Raw genomic sequence first — 479 nt, forward strand, 5'->3', positions numbered from 1 at the left:
TAACAAGAACCAATGCTCTAATCATCAGGCTGCTCCACCACAGTGGTCTTCTCACTGACGTAGATCCCGTCCAGGAACTTCCGGATGTCTTTCTTCCGCACAGCAGTGGCCTGCTGGATTAGTGCAGCTCGTGTCCTCTACGACTCTGGCTCCACTACGGTCCCCTTTTCAGAGACATAGATACCATCCAGAAATTTTCGGATATCCTTATTTTTGACTGTGGTCGCCTGCTGGATGAGGGCCGCTGAGTTTGACACCAGCTCAATATCGTTACCCTCCAGCACCAGCTCGTCTTTCTGGGCAGCAGAGAGGGCACAGTTCACACCTTGCCTCATGCGCACACGGCGGATGTACTTCTCTCCCAGGAAGTTTCTGATCTCCACCAGAGAACCACTCTCCTGAATCACCACGTTAATGGGGAAATGGGCATACACAGATCGCATCTTGTACCTGAAACCCAGAGTTACACCCTTGATCAT

General features: G+C 51.4%; 1 protein-coding gene. It reads right to left on the reverse strand.

Annotated elements, in window-relative coordinates; all coding sequences use genetic code 11:
- Positions 1-137: 137 nt before the first annotated feature.
- A partial coding sequence (gene rplF, locus GFJ41_RS21085) for a 50S ribosomal protein L6 (protein ID WP_170076015.1) occupies positions 138-479 on the reverse strand: 342 nt, incomplete at its 5' end.

Source organism: Paraclostridium dentum, assembly GCF_012922555.1.
GTDB lineage: Bacteria > Bacillota > Clostridia > Peptostreptococcales > Peptostreptococcaceae > Paraclostridium > Paraclostridium dentum.